This window comes from Shewanella sp. SM23 (genome assembly GCF_025654295.1).
Classification (GTDB): domain Bacteria; phylum Pseudomonadota; class Gammaproteobacteria; order Enterobacterales; family Shewanellaceae; genus Shewanella; species Shewanella oncorhynchi.
Map to the genome: position 1 here is coordinate 252,699 of NZ_JAKKRM010000002.1, position 19,473 is coordinate 272,171.

At 46.3% G+C, this 19,473-nt stretch carries 15 protein-coding genes and 1 pseudogene; 6 read left to right on the forward strand and 10 right to left on the reverse strand.

Going from position 1 to position 19,473, the window contains the following annotated elements:
* Positions 1–3: 3 nt before the first annotated feature.
* From L5L98_RS04240 to L5L98_RS04255, 4 genes and pseudogenes are all read right to left on the reverse strand, one after another.
* The gene (locus L5L98_RS04240; protein ID WP_263138777.1) at positions 4–1,413 is read right to left on the reverse strand and encodes a tyrosine-type recombinase/integrase; all 1,410 of its coding nucleotides are present in this window, start codon (positions 1,411–1,413) and stop codon (positions 4–6) included.
* 190 nt (positions 1,414–1,603) lie between these two features.
* Positions 1,604–1,837 (reverse strand): annotated as a pseudogene (locus tag L5L98_RS04245) (DNA polymerase V subunit UmuC); the annotation flags it as partial.
* Positions 1,834–2,253: a translesion error-prone DNA polymerase V autoproteolytic subunit gene (gene umuD, locus L5L98_RS04250; protein WP_006081811.1), complete on the reverse strand. Its 420-nt coding sequence runs from the start codon at positions 2,251–2,253 to the stop codon at positions 1,834–1,836. The pseudogene L5L98_RS04245 and the gene umuD, both read right to left, overlap by 4 nt.
* Positions 2,254–2,459: 206 nt before the next feature.
* Positions 2,460–3,851 carry an SLC13 family permease gene (locus tag L5L98_RS04255; RefSeq protein WP_263138779.1) on the reverse strand — a complete coding sequence of 464 codons (1,392 nt, stop codon included), beginning with the start codon at positions 3,849–3,851 and terminating at the stop codon, positions 2,460–2,462.
* A gap of 80 nt (positions 3,852–3,931) precedes the next feature.
* On the opposite strand from L5L98_RS04255, the gene L5L98_RS04260 reads away from it, so the two are divergent.
* Entirely contained in the window at positions 3,932–4,750 is an 819-nt protein-coding gene (locus tag L5L98_RS04260) for an AraC family transcriptional regulator (protein WP_263138781.1), read from the forward strand.
* A 120-nt stretch (positions 4,751–4,870) separates the two neighbouring features.
* Here L5L98_RS04260 and L5L98_RS04265 read toward each other — a convergent pair whose 3' ends face one another.
* Both L5L98_RS04265 and L5L98_RS04270 read right to left on the reverse strand, forming a co-directional pair.
* Positions 4,871–7,432 carry a glycoside hydrolase family 15 protein gene (locus tag L5L98_RS04265; RefSeq protein WP_263138782.1) on the reverse strand — a complete coding sequence of 854 codons (2,562 nt, stop codon included), beginning with the start codon at positions 7,430–7,432 and terminating at the stop codon, positions 4,871–4,873.
* 148 nt (positions 7,433–7,580) lie between these two features.
* Positions 7,581–9,242: an MFS transporter gene (locus tag L5L98_RS04270; protein WP_263138784.1), complete on the reverse strand. Its 1,662-nt coding sequence runs from the start codon at positions 9,240–9,242 to the stop codon at positions 7,581–7,583.
* Positions 9,243–10,133: 891 nt separating this feature from the next.
* Here L5L98_RS04270 and L5L98_RS04275 point away from each other — a divergent pair.
* A complete protein-coding gene (locus tag L5L98_RS04275) occupies positions 10,134–10,427 on the forward strand; it encodes a YciI family protein (protein ID WP_198572268.1) in 294 nt (97 codons plus the stop codon).
* Between the two features lie 212 nt (positions 10,428–10,639).
* A complete protein-coding gene (locus L5L98_RS04280) occupies positions 10,640–11,647 on the forward strand; it encodes a class I SAM-dependent rRNA methyltransferase (RefSeq protein ID WP_263138785.1) in 1,008 nt (335 codons plus the stop codon).
* Between the two features lie 82 nt (positions 11,648–11,729).
* Here the strand turns inward: L5L98_RS04280 and L5L98_RS04285 are convergent, their stop codons facing one another.
* The 3 genes from L5L98_RS04285 to L5L98_RS04295 form a co-directional block, all read right to left on the reverse strand.
* Positions 11,730–12,179 (reverse strand): carboxymuconolactone decarboxylase family protein, encoded by a 450-nt coding sequence (locus L5L98_RS04285; RefSeq protein ID WP_263138787.1) that lies wholly within the window; start codon positions 12,177–12,179, stop codon positions 11,730–11,732.
* Positions 12,180–12,222: 43 nt separating this feature from the next.
* Positions 12,223–13,131 (reverse strand): helix-turn-helix domain-containing protein, encoded by a 909-nt coding sequence (locus tag L5L98_RS04290; protein WP_263138789.1) that lies wholly within the window; start codon positions 13,129–13,131, stop codon positions 12,223–12,225.
* Between the two features lie 348 nt (positions 13,132–13,479).
* Entirely contained in the window at positions 13,480–15,642 is a 2,163-nt protein-coding gene (locus tag L5L98_RS04295) for a glycoside hydrolase family 97 protein (RefSeq protein ID WP_263138791.1), read from the reverse strand.
* Positions 15,643–15,909: 267 nt separating this feature from the next.
* Here L5L98_RS04295 and L5L98_RS04300 point away from each other — a divergent pair, with 267 nt between their 5' ends.
* The 3 genes from L5L98_RS04300 (at position 15,910) to L5L98_RS04310 (ending at position 18,258) form a co-directional block, all read left to right on the forward strand.
* Positions 15,910–16,689 carry a tRNA (adenine(22)-N(1))-methyltransferase gene (locus tag L5L98_RS04300; protein WP_263138792.1) on the forward strand — a complete coding sequence of 260 codons (780 nt, stop codon included), beginning with the start codon at positions 15,910–15,912 and terminating at the stop codon, positions 16,687–16,689.
* 284 nt (positions 16,690–16,973) lie between these two features.
* Positions 16,974–17,504: an NUDIX hydrolase gene (locus L5L98_RS04305; RefSeq protein ID WP_263138794.1), complete on the forward strand. Its 531-nt coding sequence runs from the start codon at positions 16,974–16,976 to the stop codon at positions 17,502–17,504.
* Positions 17,505–17,694: 190 nt separating this feature from the next.
* Positions 17,695–18,258 carry a tRNA-uridine aminocarboxypropyltransferase gene (locus tag L5L98_RS04310; protein WP_411569202.1) on the forward strand — a complete coding sequence of 188 codons (564 nt, stop codon included), beginning with the start codon at positions 17,695–17,697 and terminating at the stop codon, positions 18,256–18,258.
* A 162-nt stretch (positions 18,259–18,420) separates the two neighbouring features.
* Here the strand turns inward: L5L98_RS04310 and trhA are convergent, their stop codons facing one another.
* Positions 18,421–19,104 (reverse strand): PAQR family membrane homeostasis protein TrhA, encoded by a 684-nt coding sequence (gene trhA / locus L5L98_RS04315; protein WP_263138799.1) that lies wholly within the window; start codon positions 19,102–19,104, stop codon positions 18,421–18,423.
* Positions 19,105–19,473 lie beyond the last annotated feature (369 nt).

Consider the following 19,473-nt stretch of genomic DNA (forward strand, 5'->3'; position numbering starts at 1 on the left):
TAATCACCTCAACGATTGTTGTGCGAATTCATTTTTACGCTGAGAGAATTCCAACCATGTTTTATTGTCATTCATATAGTTAACGTATTTTTGTGTGGTAGATGTGCTTTCATGCCCCATCAAATCAGCCAACTCCTGTAACAAGGCTTCGAAGGGCTTAGCTGTTTCCATGTGTTTGCCGTACAGCCAGTCGGTTGCGAAAGTGGCACGTAAATCATGAGAGGAAAAATAAATATCAAGCCCACAGTGTGCTAAATCGTTACGGATAGTTTCCACATACTTTTGAATGGTGTTTGGAGCATAGATATTGCCATTTGATTTTACGAATAAGTGGTTATGGCGAAGTAGTCCGTTTTGAATAGCCTTCTTTCTCGCCTTACTCAATTTGTACTCGTACAGCAGTTCCATAACCTTAGCTGGGATTTCAATTGATCTGTTTTTTTTAAATTTGGTTAAACAACCGTTAATGTTCTCACCAATTTGCACTTTAACTACTTTAGCTTTTGGCTTGTCCACGACAGAGGCTGGAAATGTTATCAATTCCTCCAATCTCAATCCCGTTTCAGTCTTTACGTACAGCATGAGGGCTTTAGTATCAGTCGAGTTTCCAACATCAAGGTATTTATAAAGCTCTTGCTTTTCATCTTCACGAAGTGGATTAATCTCTCTGAGATCAGCTTCTTGAGGTTTTTTGATGCTTTTAAATGGTCTAGTGAGACCTGTGGTATATACAGTAATCTCCTTACTGTGATAGCGGTTAAGATGTGAGAGCATTTCATGCTGAGATCTCTTTCCTTTGCTGCTTATGCGAACAGTCTTTGCCTTAAACTCAAATGGTCGAAAGGTTTTGCTGATTGAAATGATCCTCTGGCGATGAAGGAAGATGAAGTAATTAACAACTTTCAAAACATAGTTAGAAGCTGTACTTGGAGAACCACCAACTTTTCCATTTTCATCCCTGGTATAAAGGTTCTCCAGTAAATAGTCTCGATATCTCACGATTGGACTTTCCTCTACCTTGTCGGTGCAGTCATATATTGTTAACGGACATTTTTTATCAACCAGCAGTCCTGTCCTTGGGTGAGTATGTTCGGGGATTTCCGTATTCAGCCACCGATAGAAGCTCAATAGCGCAACTGCATGAGATTGAATTGTTTTATCTGAGGATATATCAGGGTCTGCCAACAAAGAGTGAAGATATAGATTAACCGGCACCACATTGATGCCATCGAGATCTATTAAAATTGGAAGTTCATGAGCAAACGGTTTTGAGTTATCCCTAACGTCATGGATGATTTCGTCAGTGTCAGGGTGTGGCTTACTGATAAATGAGGGATATTTATCACTATTAATCCATATAAGACAGTAGTCAAAACCGAAGTCATCTGGAAACGACTTATTCTGCTCAATCATATTAACACCTAAATCATCCGTTATTCACACTGATAAGCCTTGCCCCAAGGGGTACGCGTTCATCCATCTACTTTTTCAAGATATCCAGACAAACAGTAAAACTGTAACTACCTCTCTTCTCTTCGTCTAATTTATTTATCATGAAAAATTCCAACATGTGGCATCTAAAAAAATTCCCAACTGTAGGTTCATAGTTGGAGGAGAATACCGCAACCTGATGCTGGCGGAGTTGGTTTGCTATTTGATATACAGGCACCGCCATCTTGATGCCAAGTTGTTTTGCCTCTACGGAGCGGGCGACGACGCAGCCATCGTTATTGGATAACACCACAATCGGCTTACCAACCAAATCCGGCCTAAACATCCGCTCACAGGAGGCATAAAAATTATTGCAATCGACGAGGGCGAATAGTGAGGGCGTCATTTGAGCTTTTTCACCACGTTGGTCACTACCCCAAAGATGTTTAACTCAGACTCATCATTGATGGCGATCGGGGAGAATAAGGCATTACGTGGTAGCAATTGCACCACAGGGCGTAGCTGTAATTGCTTTACGGTAAACTCACCGTTCACCGCTGCGACAACGGTATCACCGTGGGCTGGCTGTAGTGAGCGATCCACCACCAAAATATCACCGGAGAAAATCCCCGCTTCGATCATCGAATCCCCTTGGACTTTGACAAAAAACGTGGCGGCAGGATGTTTGATGCATAACTCATTGAGATCTAATGTTTGTTCTACATAGTCTTGGGCCGGTGACGGAAATCCTGCGGCAATCAAGGAGCTAAATAGCGAGAGCCGATATTGGGTATGTTTGGCGAAGCGGCCTAGGATCATCATAATAATAAATCACAATATACTGTACATATAAACAGTATAGTCTAACTATGAAGCTTATCGAAAGAATTTATGTGGGGAGAGTTGTGTTATCGACCCAAGCGCTGTCGAGTGCTGAGCAATTGATGATGGCTGCTCTAAAGCACCCTTGACGGCTTGAATATCGGCAAGAGTGAGCGTTTCGTCCATTTAATTTAGTTAACGCAATTTTAGTTAATCCAACCGAGCCATAGCCACCACAGATAATCCAGTGGAATAAGTGCAACTAGAGTTATTGCCGCTAGAGGTAAGGTGATACGAAGTAGTTTAGTTAATGGCTCTTGGGATAATTGCATCGCCAAAATCAAAGGAGCCACCTGATAAGGAAAAATCACGGTTGAGAAACCGATCACCTGCGTCATTAATACCGCAGGAGTGGAGAAGCCAGTTGCATTGGCAAAGTCTGCTGCCATGGGGGATAACACAGTCGGCACGCCTGGAACCGTTGCCACTAATCCTGTTAGCGTCGCGATTAACGATAACGACATAAAATTCAGGAACGATGCCCCTTGCTGCAATGGTAACCATTCACTGAACAGTTGACCTAGCGCAGTGCCGAGCCCGGAATGATTGACCAATGCTCCCAGACCTAAGGCCGCCGCGACAAAAATGACGGTCGACAAATCCACTGAACTATTAAAACTCTTAGGCTCAAGCACTCCCCATTTGGGGAGCAATAACAAGATAGCCGTTGTTAATCCTACCCAAGCGGGATTGATGCCGTGCAGCGAGTCAGTCACCCAAAAGAGCAAAGTAATCGCCAGTAACAGTGCAACTTTCTTTTGCATACCAAGATGATAGGTTTCTTTTTCAATGACGTGTTTAGGCTGGTTGTTATCAATTTTTGCAGGAAATAGGAAAACGACTAGCGCCACAATCAATATTGATTTGAGTAAGCCAAGGATTGGAAAATGCAATAAGAGATACTCAGTATAACCAAAGTGGATATTGAATAGATTCTCACTGGAACCCGCTAATATCATGTTGGGAATATTCGCGGGCAATACGGCAAAACTGGGCATGTTACACGCCAGTGCCAAGGCGGTCGCAATGCCTATCCGTCCATGGCTACCACGAGCAAAACCGACTTGCTCAGCTAACGCCATACCAATTGGCACCATGACCACAGCACGGCCAACGGATGAGGGCATCACAAAGCCAAGCAGCACGGCACTAAAGACCAAACCCGCAATTAAGCGTGGATAACTTGTGGTCAGTATTGGGGCAATCAAACTGGCCATTCTGCGACTTAAACCTGACTGAGTGATTGCACTGCCGATCACAAACCCTGAAATGATTAACCACACCGCAGTTGAGCCGAATCCGGAGAAAAGTATACTCGGCTCAATGAGTTTAAAAATGGTGGCAAGGGCAAAAAAGATTAACCCCGCCATAAAGGGCGGGAAGAAACCTGTGCTCCAAAACATCAAGGTCACTAACACTACGCCTGCGCTGTAGGAAAACACCGCGGGATGCTGACTTAGCGGAAAAAGCGCAAGTAAAGTAGCGATCAACAGTGCACTGAAAAACGCTAGCTGTTTAACGCCAATAAAACGTTTCATGTTTACTGACCTATTGGGTTGAATACGTAAAAGATGCCTACTAAGATAGCTGACTTAGTTTGGCGTTTTAAGAGGGTAATATGTCAAAATATGTTCCTAAAGCGACATTGTTAACACCCAGTGATGCGGCGTTTATCATAGATGCCAATCGGCCCGTACTGACCCATACTCGCAATATGGCGGCGGAAGCGGGTATCGAGCCTCACTCGCACCCGCGGGGTCAGCTACTTTGGGCCGCCAAAGGTTTGTTACGTGTTCGCAGTGAAAATGCCGTCTGGGTGGTACCCTCAACCCATGCCGTTTGGATCCCTTGCAATTTGCCCCATCAAGTGAACAGTGAAACCCACGCACATACTCGCAATATTTATATTGACCCTAGCTATGGCGTTAGGCCACAGGATACGCAAGTGGTGATGGTGACTATGACAGCGTTGATGCGCGAATTAGTGCTTAAACTTTGTGAAAGTTCACATCTTATGGACAGTGGACAACTGCATCGGCTGGGTTTGGTTGCCATCGATGAGCTCCAAACTCTGGACAGTCTGGATGCCCATTTACCCGCAGGCTCAGATCCAAGACTCAGCCGCTTGATCCAAACGCTGATCCGACGTCCAAAAGTGAGTTACTCACTGACCGAGTTAGCCGAAATGGGCGGCGCGAGTGTGAGAACGATTGAGCGACTATTCAAAGCTGAAACTGGGCTTACTTATCGACAATGGCGACAAAGATTTCGTTTGTTAAATTCGCTTGAGAGCTTAAGCCAAGGGGAGAGCACGACTATGGTGGCCCATAGTTTAGGTTATTTGAGTGTCAGCAGTTTCAGTGCCGCTTTTAAAATGCAATTTGGTTGCACGCCGCAAGATTACCCGCAGCATAAGCCTATGAAAAGCGGGAGCTAAATCAGGCATCATAAAACCGTCTATAAAAAAGCTAGAACAATATCTAGGATGTTGTTCTAGCCTGCAATTTATCAAAGTGTCTTAAGCTAATGCGCTATTTTAATTGGCTATTTCAACTTGTCATTTCAATGCCGCTGGGACGATAGGGTAATAATCCCAGACTTGGCCATCGGTCATTGAGCGCACCAGTTTGATGTATTCTGCATGGGTCCAGGCGAGCGGTGTGGCAGAGTTGGTGCCTTGTCCGAGTTGGTAATGATAGCGGGTGGCATCGCCGACACCGTCCCACGCTTGCTCGGGTAACATCATGCCCGCATTCGCAAAGGTTTCCATGCCTTGCACATAGGTGTTGATTAACTGCTGCTTGGTTTGCTGCGCGTTATTGCCTGTTAGCTCGCCTTTTGCTTGGGCGAGTGCTAATTCAAAATGACCACGCTCGCCGGTGAAGAAGGGCCAGACTCGGCCGCGTTGATCGGCGCTGTTGCTGCCGGATTCCGCATAGTTTTTGCCAGTAACCGTATCCTCGCCGTAACCGTCGTTGCCATAACGTCTAAAGCCTGGGATAGTACTGCCATCTTTGGCGGTAAACTCGTATTTTATGCGTAGATTTGGTTCAAGCTCTGTATTATCAATCAGTTGAAGGCTTTGCTTGATGAGCTTGTCAGTTGCACCGCGCACGCCATAACGCACTAGTTCTAAAAATCCGCCATCGAGGATCTGACGCTGATCTAAACCTTGCTTACCGTTATTTGCCGCCAGTGTATCGCGAGTATTTGGCTTTCCATTCGGGCTTAAACGTAAATAGTAAGGCGCGCTGACGCCTGCGCTGTTTTTCAATAGCCCTTGGGTGGTGACTAAGTGTTTTTCTAAACTATTACTTAAGTCTTTGGCGGCGGTAAGATAACGGGCGCTTGAAGTAATATCTTTAGCTTCTTTGGCAATTTCACTCGCGGCAACAAGACCAGCGATCACGGCAGCCGTTGTTGAGGGGGAGTAACCCGCTTGTTCTTCCCAACGTTCTTGCTGAGTTTTAGGTGGGGTGATTTGGGTGTGATTCCAATCCAGATTGACCTCACCGCCACTGATCAAGAAGTCCGCTGCACCTTTGAGCATCTCTTGATACCAGTGACTGATCTCATCAGGGGTGAGTACACCCGCTTGCCAGAGTTTCCAGCCGAGCATGATAGGCATGGCGGTTTGATCGAGCTGCACGCCGACCCATTCAATTTGGCCATCCACATGGGTCTTTTGCAGGAACCAACCGGGCGTACCCGTAAAGCCAGGCGTCTTTTCGGTCACTTGCACTTTTTTCAGGTATTCGAAGGCCACTTTGGGCGTTTGCGTGTCACCCATGGCGAGGAATGCCATGGCGCATTGGTAAAAGTCGCGCGGCCATACCGCTTTATAGCCAGTGCTCGGCACGGCTGCCGAAACCGTATCGCCCCAAGGATTAGATAACGAGGCGATAAGTGCGCCCGCATAGGTTTTATCTTCCTGCGCTTTCAAGACCATAGCACTGGTATACAGCAGCTTACCGTTATCGGTCGTGTTGTTGGCCATGTTAGCGATGGCGGGCAGCGAGCTTAGGTAACCCTGCCAGCCTGTGTTGTAATTGCTGAGCACAGCATCATAACCTGCGGCCAAGCTGGCATCGGCATTGGCTAAACTCTGTGCTTCATCTTTACCAAAACCGATGGCGAGATTAAAAGTGACGGGTTTGGCTTTGATGAGCGTAGGGTAACTCGCGGTAAAGGCGATATTGCCAACGGTCGATTTATCTTGCGCACTGGTCGTTTGATAGGGCGTATCGAGTTTGCCGTTATCGGCCAAATCGGCTAGGCCATCGGAAACACCGACAAAGCCAGTCGTAGCCTGCACAAAATTCAGATCGGATTTTACCGTCATTACGCTACTGTCTTTGGCGGCGGTATAGGCCACCAGCGCCTGATTATTAGCATGAGTGTTGGCATGATTGTCAGTATGAGTATCGATGCGGCCGATATCATTGGCGCCCGCATTGTCGATATGCGGATTGACATACAAATGCGGTGTAATGCCATCTTCAAAGGCGGTAAAGGTGAAACGCATCATCAAAGTGTCGCGGTCGGGATCGGTAAAGATATGCTTTTCAATCTGATACTTACCTTCAACATCTTTATTGATAATTTTATAGGCAAGGGATTGCGGGCGACCATTAGCATCTGTATCTAAATATTCTATGCTGCTGATAGTGTTCTCTTTTTCGGTATCGACAAAGCCATTACCTGTGACCACAAATTGCAGTTCTTTGAGCTGCGCATTATGGATAAGACCATACATGGTTTCGGTTAAAATACCTTGGGCGAGGGAGAACCAAACGCGGCTAATGGGATTTTGCTTGGCATCTTGATATTGACCTTGGGTATAAGGCTCGTAAGACGTCCCAATACCAGTTTTACCCGAAAATGCCCAAGTCGGCGCTTTACCTGGTGCGCCGGGCGCAACCCGCTGCACATTTGGCGCGGCATTCACACTTGTGGCAGTTGTTGCTGAATTCGATGTGGGTGAACAGGCCGCTAACCCTATTATCCCTAAGAGGCTTGCGGCGACGGCAAGCGCTAGGCGGCTGCGTCTTGTTAACGCTTGTGTGTGACGGTTTTGGCTGGTATGCAGATCCTGCTGCGGCGTAGGACTCGATTCCATCTCATTCTCCCCAAATAATGGTTTTATTTTTATAGTGATTGAATTGATAAAGATATTTTATGCAGCTGTGATTAGCCAAATGACCGAATTCACCGCGCTTAACATGCATTGCTGCATGTCGCCTAATGTGTATCGCTGCTATAAAGAGCTAACTTTTATTTGTTAATTTGTCTGTGGTTTTCGTGATTAAGTGGGTCTTGCGGTTCATCGCTGCACTTTGATTATTTGGGTTATTTTGTTCGACAACGTCTTGGTCGACAAATAATACGGCAATGCCTGCACACATCATCAAGACGCCACCTGTGATCAGTGCATAAATAGGTTGACCATCGAACAGACCATTGAGCACTAAACCCAGCACACTGGCGGCAAGAAGCTGCGGGATGACGATGAAGAAGTTAAAAATCCCCATGTAAACGCCCATTTTTTGCGGGGGTAACATGCTCGACAACATGGCGTAGGGCACAGATAAAATTGACGCCCACGCGATACCGACACCTATCATAGGCAGCCATAACAGGCTTGGGTCTTTAATAAAAAAGAAACTAATCAAACCTATACCACCACAGAACATATTGACTGTGTGGGTCAGCTTGATGCCAATACGCTTAGCCAGCATAGGAATAAAAATGGCGGCAATGGCGGCAAAACCATTGTAGGAGGCGAACAGTACGCCGACCCAATCTGCGCCGTCGTTATAAGCTTGGGACAACACATCACTGCTGCCAAAATGGTAAGACGTCACGGCGGCAGTGGTGTAAATCCACATGGCAAACAGTGCGAACCAAGAGAAAAACTGCACGATCGCCAGTTGATGCATGGCTTTGGGCATATGGAACAAGTCATCGACCACGCTAAATACCATGCCGAGCTTATTGCGTTCAGTGGGTTGTGAATTACCCAAACGCAGCGCGCAATACAGTTGTAATGGGCCAAAGGCGAAAATCCCTAAGCTTAAGATATACAGTTGTTTATCTAAATCCTGCGCCCAAATAGCGAAGGTGAGCAGGGCGCCGAGACCCATCCACACGAAGGAGGCAAATTGATAGTCCTTGCGGGTACGAGTGCGGGCTAAAGTTTCATCTTCAGCATCGACTTGTTTTGCGTTAAAGCTGGCTAATTCTTCAGGGGAATATTCTCTTGACGATACGACAGTCCAACTGACGGCGAGCAATAATACTGTGCCGCCAAAATAGAAGGCATAACGCACTGAATCGGCAATTTCACCCGCTGGTGCAGTATTCGCAACATCAAAAAAGTGAGTCAAAATATAGGGTAAGGCCGAAGCGACCACAGCGCCAATGCCGATGAAAAAGCTTTGCATGGCATAGCCTTGGGTACGTTGGCTTTTTGGTAAATTGTCACCGACGAAGGCGCGAAACGGCTCCATGGCGATGTTAATCGAGGCATCCATGATCCATAACATGCCGGCGGCAATCCACAGGGTAGGCGAGTGCGGCATGATAAAAATGGCAAGGGTAGTAAAAATCGCGCCAATCAAAAAATAGGGGCGGCGACGGCCAAGTCGTCCCCAGGTGTTATCACTCAAATAACCAATAATAGGTTGAACCAATAAACCCGTCAGTGGTGCGGCAATCCACAGTATGGGAATTTCATCGATAGAAGCCCCTAAGGTTTGAAAAATGCGGCTGACGTTGGCATTTTGCAGGGCAAACCCAAATTGAATGCCCAAAAAACCGAAACACATATTAAAAATTTGCCAGAAACTCAGCTCAGGTTGTTGCTTGAATGCATGCGGCAACTGAGGCGCTGCGGTTTGATGGGGATCTTGCTGGTGATTCGAAGACATTGAACTTCCTTTCTGTTGCCGGCAGTCGTTCTGCCTTGAGTGCTTATTGTTTTAATTGTTTTGCCTAGCAATGGATTGGCACTGTACTTTGCTTTTATGTGGTGAGCTATTTCATCACAGCCAAGAGCATACAATAAAAGCTAAGAGTCAGATTCATAGCTTATTCATGGTAGTTTCGCGCATGCCATGAATGAGTGTACTCTGTGAAAAAATGGCGAATATACTCCTCCCTCAGAAGCATATTCGCCGATAAATTCATTTCAAATTTGGACCTAACACCTTAATTCAAAGGGGTTAGCCCAAGTGAGTGGCCTAAAGCCAGTCAGCAGAAAGAACTTAAGTCTGATAGCAATCCTTGTATGTAACCCTATCAGAAACGACCTCACAGATTTCAAACCCCACAAGCAGAGGGTGAAACGAGCGGATTTATAGTAGCCTCGGCGTAGATTTTTGCACAACTGCTTACATACGTATTCATCATGGCTTAGTAACTGGATGGAAACATAGGTGTAACGCATTTAGACGGTTTATCAATAGTCATAGGCTTGCTGGAATGCTCAAATAACTCTCTAATCTTGTTAGAATACTTGATGATCAGTCATTGCATTATTTTTTAGAAAAAAGGGTATTGTTATTGCGGATGTTAACTGAGTGATAAAATCAACCGCAGCATAACTGACGGCGAGTTCAATGCACTTAATCAGAGTCAGCATGCAATCAATATCCAGTACGGATGCCGATAGCTTGACTCGAAAGTCGCGCACTCTGCACTATGATAATAGCCAGCCTAGATATGGTGGGATCAGATAGGTACTTAGCTTATGATGATCACCAGATTAAGCATTTTTCGTTCGATTATTTTAATTTTTTTCAGTTGATTAAAGGATCCTTATGTTTGTTGTCTCGCTTACCTATAAAAAGCCAATTGCAGAAGTAGAGTTACATTTAGCCGCCCATATTGCTTATCTTGATGAGTATTATGCCGCAGGGACTTTTGTCGCCTCGGGTCGTAAGGTGCCACGTACCGGTGGCGTCATCCTCGCCAAGGCTGAAAGTCGCGCGGCGCTAGAGGCTATTTTGCAGCAAGATCCTTTCTGCATTGCCGATGTCGCTGAGTTTGAGGTGATAGAGTTTGTGCCGACTAAAACGGCGCCAGGGTTAGAGCCGTTGCTTGAAGTGATTTAACCTACATCTTTGTTTGAAAATTATTCCGTGTACTTGGTTATAACAGGCTTGGCGGGTTGGGGGGACATAGAGTTCCCCCCATTTGGATGTTAGTCGGTGTTTATGCTGTTTTCGGGGCGAACTTTTCCGATATTCTGCGACCTAGTTTGGTATTATGCCGTTTTCCCTCTTGAAACCTTACGCAGGTTTCCGCTGCGCGAGTCCCGCTTTTTATGTCTATTCAAACGCTGTTATCGACGGCTCTGGCGAAACGCCATGATTTTTTACAACAAGCAGAACAGGATCAAACCGATTGTTTTCGGGTGTTCCATGGCACAGTCGAAGGCGTCAGTGGCTTGAATATCGACCGTTATGGCGATACTTGGCTAGTGCAGAGTTTTCATCAGACCTTAACCGACGAAGAGTTAGCCGATGTGAGCGCTGTTTTGCTGCAACAGGCCGATTTGCCGATTGTGTATAACGACCGCTCATTAGGTAATTCCCGCGTATTGAACGCCTTATCACCCGCACTGACAGAGATTGCGAGTTCTGAGCGAGTAATGCAGGAAAATGGCATCAAGTTCAGCACTAAACTGCGCCACGAAGGACAAGATCCGCTGTTATTCCTCGATATGCGTATTGGCCGCGAATATGTGCGGGCACACAGCCAAGATAAAACCGTGCTGAATTTGTTTTCCTACACCTGCGGCATTGGTACTGCGGCAGCCATCGGCGGCGCGACTCAGGTGATGAATGTTGATTTTTCTTCCTTTGCTTTAGCGACGGGTAAAGCGAATGCGGCATTAAATCAGGTGTCGAATGTATGTGAGTTTGTGCAGAGTGACGCGTTTCCGGCATTGCGCCAATTGGCAGGCTTGAGTGTGGGAGGGCGTCGCAATCAAAAATTACCGAGTTATCCCAAATTGGCGCAAACCCAGTTTGATCTGGTGTTCCTCGATCCGCCGCGTTATGCCAAGAGTGCTTTTGGTATTGTCGATTTGGTCAATGATTATCAAGGTTTGTTCAAGCCCGCATTAATGGCGACCAAAGTCGGTGGCACTATCGTTTGCTGTAACAATGTGGCGAAAGTCGAGCGCCAAGCATGGTTTGACAGTTTAGTGCGCTGCGTTGAAAAACAATGCCGTACAGTCACTACGCACACTTGGCTCGATCCCCATGAGGATTTCCCTTCGTTCGATGACAATCATCCACTTAAAATAGTGGCGCTGACATTAAGTTAACTAGACAAACGGCATAGTGATAAGAACTACATAGTGATATTAACAAGCAGGGCACCCGATTCGGTGCCCTTTTTATTTGCCGCTAGATGGGCTGTAAATGGAAAGCTATCGCGACGCGGTTCCAGCCATTAATGGCAATGATTAAGCTGGTGAGGTCGACAATTTCTTTCTCGGAATAATGCTCTGCAAGCGCCGCATATTGATTGTCATGCACGGGGGCAGTAGCAACTTGGGTTAAGATTTCTGTCCAGAGCAGCGCTGCACGTTCCCGTTCATTAAAGATTCCATCGACCTCCTGCCAAGCGGCAAGTAAATCTAAACGCAGCTGTTCTTCACCGTCGCTTCTGGCTTCCTCTGCGTGCATTCGCTGACAAAACGCGCAGCCATTGAGTTGCGATGCTCTTAGCTTGACTAAATGCACCAGTAATGGCGAAAAGTGGGAGTCGCCGGCTGCTTTGTCTAAGCTGAGCAGTGCGTTAGCGAGTGTGGGTTGTAGCTGGTAAATTTGCTGGCGTGGTATACGTTCTGACATAAAAGCCTCCTATAAGCTGAGGCTTCAATCTAAGCTGTTAGCGCTATGTAGGATTGGAGATTTGCGACATTTTACGCTTTTTGTATTGTCCTGGAGTTTGCTGTGTCACCCGTACAAAGTGTTGATGTAGATGGGCTTGATCGTAAAATCCGCAATCGAATGCGACCTGCACTAGGCTGAGGTTAGGTGATTGGCTGAGTAAGTTTCGGGCGATTTTGACTCTGTTTAATTGCAGTAACTGCGCGGGTGACAATCCGGTTTCTTGTTTAAATCTTCGTTCAAACTGGCGGCGACTTAGGGGCAGTTGCCTATAGAAATCCTCTAAACTGGCTTGGGTTTGAGTAAGCTTTGGTAAACTCGCCTGCACTAAGCTAATCATAGCGCTTTTATGTCGAGATAAGGCCACATCACATTGCCGCTGGTTGAGCTGCAATAACCAGTGCTCAAGTAGAGCGACGCGTTGGGCTGGCAGATTGGTTTCCGCCAGTTGCGATAGCAGTTGATCCAATCCTGTTAGCTGCAATTGCGTCGCATCAATAGTCGTCACTGATGCGGCAGACAGAATATCTTGCAGTTCAATGCCGAGTAAATGAAACGCGCCGCCGGGGTGAAACCGAACTGTTATCAGCTCGATTCCTGGTAAAAAGGCGTGGGAATGTCGGCTCTGACCACAGTGAAATAACACTTGAGGTTCTTCGCCTCTTAGCGTTTGAGTAAGCGTTGGCGTTGGGAAATAGAAATGCAGGCTAGTGCCGCCGTCTGGATAAAATGTCTGTTCAATGCTCTGCGGTAAATTAGTCGCAACGCGCAAATGAAAGTAGCGCTGCACCCAAGGGCGAAGTGGCGCTAAGGGTTTAAAATGGCTAAAGCCTAAGTGCGCGAGTTCAGTTTCGAAACGTTTAAAGCTGCGCATTTCTAATAAATTTGCCCGATATCGCAAGCTGAGCACCATAAGGAAGAAAGGAAGGTCAGATTAATCTAACTGAGGCATTTTTGCACCTGTGTTGGTTGTACGCATTTGCCTTGGACTGGCATGGTCTGTCTATGCTGTTGCTGGTTAGCCAGAAGCATTTACAACCTGTTTATTCGGTTTATACCGATTTGACAGCTAATTGGCACTAGCTGAATAGACGCCTCGACCATGATCAACTTTTACGTTTGTACTGGGATCAACTGGTGTTAGTTGGCGATAAAAAGTCACCAAAGACAAGGTATATCCTTGGTGACTTTCTGTTTTTTACTCTGTATTTTCACACTCGCTTAAACACGTTGTTAACGCACTGACTTTAAAAAACTAAACCTAAAGCACTTTGAATCTGATTGCTGTGCCGCCACTGCTGGCGAGTGCGAGGTTTAGGCTATCTTTAGCACTCACCTCTTTTGTTTCTATCACATAATCATAGGGGTTGATTTTCCAATCGGCTTTTGCGCCATCGCGGTAAATTTGTGCTTGATAACGTTTATTCGGGGAGAGGAAATCCAGTTTGACCGTGACCTTGCGTGCGGTTTCATCCGTGAGTGCGCCTAAGTACCAATCACCTTGAGCCTTCGCTTGGCGGGCAAAGACCACATAGTCACCGACTTCACCGGCCAGCGCGACACTTTGATACCAATCTGTGGGCACATCGCGGATAAATTGGAAGGCATCTAAGTGCTTTTCATAATTGCGCGGCAGATCTGCTGCCATTTGGATTGGGCTATAGAGCACAACGTACAAGGCGAGCTGTTTGGTCAATGTGGTTTGCACACGATTTTCTGCATCCAACCCCTTGGGCGCTAAGTCAAAAATCCCCGGGGTAAAGTCCATTGGACCCGCGAGCATGCGGGTAAAGGGTAACATGGCCGTATGTTCAGGGCTGTTTGGTGGGCTCCCCCAAGCATTGTACTCTTGGCCGCGGGCACCTTCGCGGGAGATCCAGTTCGGATAGGTTCGGCGCAGGCCTGTGTCTTTAATCGGCTCGTGGGTATTGATACTGATATGGTGTTTCGCTGCTTCAGTGACATTGTGCAAATACTCACCGACCATAAACTGGCCGTCGTGCCACTCGTGACGGGTAATGCCTTTGTTATCGATGCGCTTGATTTGGCCACCATCGGCGACATAGCCTGTCTTGACTTGAGTAACACCGTGCTGCTCATACAGGGCGAAGGCATCTGCCATTTGATCGCGATAATGGGTAACAGAGCCTGCTGTTTCATGGTGGCCGATTAAACGTACCCCTTTTTTCGCCCCGTAGGACGTGATGGCGGGCAGATCGAAATCGGCATAGGCCTTGGTAAAGCTAAATTGGTCGCCGTTGTGGAACCAGTCGCCATCCCAACCTTCATTCCAACCTTCTACCAGTACGCCATCAAACTGATATTTAGCGGCGAAATCCATATAACGCTTTGTTTCACTGGTGGTTGCGCCATGGGTTGGGCCCGAGCCCCAGGTATTTTCGTTTAAGTGCATTCCCCACCAAATACCGACGTATTTCCCTGGTTTTACCCAAGTTACATCGCCGAGTTTATTGGGTTCATTGAGGTTTAGGATGAGGTGCGAATTGAGCAGCCCAGTTGCTTTGTCGGCAATTTGAATAGTGCGCCACGGCGTATAAAAACCCACTTGGGTTTTGACGCGAATACCGTCGGACCAAGGCGTGAGATCGGCCTTAAGTTTGCCATCGCGCTGTTGATCTAAGGTCATGGCGGCAAAGTCCACCAAGGCGGCTTCGTGGATACTTAAGTGCGTACCGTCTGCGAGTTTAAAGGTGAAGGGGGTATGGGCTCTATCGACGTCTTTAAGCGCTGTGGTGCGATATAAATATTCGTAGCGATTCCAGCCGCGGGCAGGGATCCACCATGCTGTAGCTTTATCGCTTTTGCCGACATTGAACTCGGTTAACTCGTCAGTGATTAATAGCGGCGAATTGGCGGGCAGGGCTGCTTGTTGGGCTAAGTGATAGCGAAAGCCAATCCCATCGTCAAAGGCTTTAAATTCGATTTCGAGTTGCACCTTGCCATTACTTAATACTGCTGTCAGTTGATTGTGCTGATCGCGGATCCATTCCTGTTCGCCCCAAGGTTGTTGCCACTTTTCATCGGCACTTTTTTTATCGCTGCTTTTTATCTGTAATCCTTGACCGAGTTCGCCAAGGGATTGAAAAACTAAGCCTAAGCGGCTCGGTTCTATGACTGTTTTACCGCGAAAATCGATTTTATATTCGGGGCGGCCAGTATCATCACTCAAGCTGATTTGAATTTGTTGGTTGGGTGAGCTGACGGTAACGGTTTTAGCAAATACGTTGGCACTAAAAAGACTCGTGACTGCAAGGGCGATGGCTGTAGGGCTTAATAGCGCTTGCGATAGCTTTTGGCACGATGAGCTCTGGCGAGTGTGGCTGTTTGTTAAGTGGCAGTCTGTTACGTGATGGGCAGTTAAGTCGCTGCGAGTGAACTGAATAGGGTTGGTCTTAATGAACATTCCTTGATCCTTGTTTTTATAACGAATGTGACTCACAGCATACTAGTGGCGATGGCTTTTTAACCGCAACGGCCTGCATACGTATTCACCATATTAAGGCGTGGCGTAACAGACGTGACGTGAAGCACTGCGAGGGCACGAACAAAAGATGTGGTTTGCTTTTGACTCGGGTAAACTGCGCGCTTTCTTTTTGCTTAAAAATGCAATTTAGTGTGGGATTTACAGTGGGATTTACAGTATTTGGAGCCGCAGTAGTAAGGTCAAACCGTGAAAATTAGCCAACGTTTACAACAGATAAACAGCATGATCACTGGTCATTACGATCATATTTGGGATTGCTGCTGCGATCATGGTTTGCTTGGTATGCTGTTGTTAAAAAGGAATGCTGCTCGCCAAGTGCATTTTGTCGATTGTGTGTCTTCGCTAATGCAGGCGCTTGAAGTGCGTTTACAGCGTTTCTTTCCCGCTGACATATCAGGCCTTAATCCACACTTAGATCCAAACTTAAACCCGGACATAGACCCTAATTTAAGTCGTCATAGTCAGTGGCAAGTGCATTGCCTTGATGTCGCGACTTTACCGCTCGAGCAAACCAGTGACAAAGATAAACAGTTGATTATCATCGCTGGCGTGGGTGGTGAATTGCTGGTGGAATTAGTGCGGGCAATTCTAGCTCAACACCCACTGCGGCACCTCGAGTTTATTTTGTGTCCTGTGCATCATAATTACTATGTCAGGCAATCACTTTCGGCCTTAGGGCTAGGGCTTAAGTCGGAACACTTATTGGAAGAGAATCAACGTTTCTACGAAATCCTCCACGTCAGCACAATCATAGATCCAAATGGTCTGCCTATCACTGCTACTGGGTCGTTAATATGGCAGACGTTAGATGAAGCAAACCTGCCGCGAGCACACCACTACCTGTCGCAGCTGATTGGCCATTACCAACGCATGCCGGCGCACAAGCAAACTCCTGAAATTATTCACGCCTATCAGCAGCAATTGGCCCAGCTCTTGAGTGAGCATAGTGAGTTTGAATGCGCTTGAGCATTTTTCCGCTTGGGCATTACGTTGAGAACTAAGATGAGAACCAAAGATGAGCAGCTAAGATGAGAATCAGGCGAAAGAGCTGATGCATCGCGATCTCGTTGTTAATATTATGGGTAAAACGATTGTAGCATAAACCGTTAACAATCAATCTTGTAATCGTTAAAATCTATTAATCACTCGGACTGGACTGAGTGTGATTATTGCCTCTGTGGCAGTTTTTGATCTGCATTTGGCGCATTTTCGTTTATGCTTCGACTCCTTTTCGGCAAATGGCTAAGACTATGCGTTTATTGAGAACCACCCAAGATCCTGCGGTTAACCTACAGACAGCACGCGTTTTTTATCGCAGAGCTGCCCGCGCGATAGTGTTATCGGGTGAAGACATTTTGCTACTTTATACCCAAAAATACCGCGACTACAGCTTACCCGGAGGCGGAATTGACGATGGCGAGAGTCTCGAAGATGGACTGATCCGCGAGCTTCAGGAAGAAACCGGTGCCTTAGACATTCAAGTGTTAGCGCCCTTTGGTCGCTATGAAGAGTTTCGACCTTGGTACCGTGAAGGAGCGAATGTAGTGCACATGGAGTCATTCTGTTATGTGTGCCGTATTGACATCACACTGGGTGAGCGTGGTTTAGGTGAGACTCGATTAGAAGCCCATGAGATAAAAAATGGCATGCGGCCTGAATGGCTTAATATTCATCAAGCTATCGCCCATAATGAAGATATTCAGCGCAATCATCCCCATAAAGGCCAATCAATAGAGCGTGAAACTTTTCTGCTAAAACAGATAGCGCTGGAATTTTTGTAAGTTTTATCATTTTTAAATCATAACTTTAATCTATGATTTTATTTCACGTCAAACTTAGTTGGCTTGGTTTGTTGGCGATTGAACGCCGTTATTTTAACCTGAGCTTTCAAGTGGATGTACTTCGAGCCTGTGCCTGACTTAGTGGATGTTTAAGACAATTTCTCACTCTTTTGCCGCAGCAAGGAAGACAATGCAGATTATTTTATTGACCCACGAACGCGAGTTAACCCGCAAAACGAATACTGGCCAACTTGCGTTAGCCGCATTCCCTGAAGAGGTGAAAAGCATCATCTGGTCGAGAACTGCACCTGATAACGATTTAGTGGCTATGTTGGCATCTCAGCAGGCTAAACTGTTGTTTCCTGCAAGTGATACTGAGCCCGCTGTGCCCATTGATCATAATGCCTTAGATACGGTTTTAGCTGAGCCAGCGCTCTCGAACGCACAAGCCTTGTTAGTGCCTGCGCAATCTACAGTCATAGCAGCACAACGAATGCCGAACCAAGTGGTGATTTTAGATGCGACTTGGCAGGAGGCGCGTAAGATGCTACGCCAGAGCCCCTATCTTAAAACAGCCGCACGAGTCAGTTTGCCGCCACTTATGCCTGAATCCGCTTTTATATTGCGGCGTAATCAGCAAGAAGGAGGCTTGTGCACTGCTGAATGCATTATTGCGCTTTGGCGCCAGTGTGGCAGAGCAGAACAAGCGACACTATTAGCGTCGCTGTTTACTGAATTGAATAGCCGTACTTGATTGCGATGTTCGAGAGAACGTTTGAGGAAGTGCATGAATAGATAATTAACGACTTTTAGCTTTGACTCACAGATAAATCACCGTCAGCTGAATCACCATCTGTTAAGTCATAGTCATTTAAATCAGAGCCAGTTAAATCACTATCAGTTAAATCATAGTCATTTAAATAACAGTCAGATAAATACACAGAAAGTGACTCATGGCACCGCCGAGCACAAACAAATGCCAAATGGCATGGTTGAATGGAATGCGTTTACCGACGTAGAACACAACTCCTAAGGTGTAAAATAACCCGCCTAAGATTAATAGATTAAAGCCTACCTCTGACATCGCCGCCGTTAAATCACCCATCACAGTGACACATAGCCAGCCCATAGCGAGATACAAGACTAAACTTAACTTTTTGAATTTGTGAATAAACAGTGTCTTAAATAGGATCCCACCAATTGCAAGCGACCAAATGGCCGTTAAAATCACTACCGACTGCGTGCCTTGTAAGCTTATCAGCATCAAAGGTGTGTAAGTCCCTGCAATTAAACAGTAAATAGCGCAGTGATCGGCGATCTTCAGTTTATGTTTCCAGCCTGAATGGCTAACACTGTGATATAACGTCGAGCATAGGAAAAGCACTATGATGCTCGCACCATAAATGGTTACGCCCGTAAGTTGAATTGGCGTTAGGTGATCTTGACCTTTAAGCAGCATGAGAACCAATGCCACAATCCCCGCAATGACACCTAGGCCATGGGATACACTGTTAGCGATCTCTTCTTTGATACTATATGGTCCAGATTTTACCGGGTTTTTAACTGTGTTTGGCTGTTCGGTAACACTTTGACTCGACATGGTAGATACACACTCGTAAACGATAATGACTGAGTCTATCAGTTAGAAAAATAAATCACCATATTTAAGCGTACACTTGTAAGCTTAAATTTGTGGTTGGCTTCTATTTTTCATCTTTTAGATTTTTAACGCCGTCTTGCACTCCCATCAGTGCATCGCATTGATGATGCTACTCGCTTCAAGACGTGAGATTTAACATTCAATTTAGCGCGATTATGATCCCAATTCCCAGCCTTATTTGTCTTAACTGGCAAGTGACTTATCAAGCACTGGCGTAAAGTACTGTGCTTGTAGCAGGTTGCATTCGCATTGAACTTTGCTCTGTTTGCCTCCTCTAATCTGCGTTGAGCACTCGTAAGTAAATGCAAT